We start from the raw sequence: 243 nt of genomic DNA, 5'->3' as shown, positions 1-243 counted from the left end.
TCTCGTATTATTTTGGCGGAAAGCAGGCTTTGTTTGAATCGTTATTAATCGATTTTTTTGAAGGGTATGTAAAAACGATGGAAACAGCCGCACGGGAACCAAACGGCGATCCCATCGATTCTTTAGTAGAGCTGTTTAACAAAGTGCTGCTTTACCAGCAATCGTGTCATTGGCTAGCGCGCATGGCACACCGAGAAATGACGCTAGACTCGACCCTTGTACGGGAAGTGATGAGCACGTATT

1 pseudogene is annotated in these 243 nt (G+C 45.3%); it reads left to right on the top strand.

What is annotated here, in order from left to right:
* Window positions 1-243 (top strand): annotated as a pseudogene (locus CHH91_RS20985) (TetR family transcriptional regulator); the annotation flags it as partial.

It is taken from the genome of Virgibacillus sp. 7505 (assembly GCF_002272135.1).
In the GTDB taxonomy this organism is placed as follows: Bacteria; Bacillota; Bacilli; order Bacillales; family Amphibacillaceae; genus Terribacillus.
The sequence above is the reverse complement of the archived record's forward strand: the minus strand, read 5'-3'. Positions and strand labels throughout refer to the sequence as shown.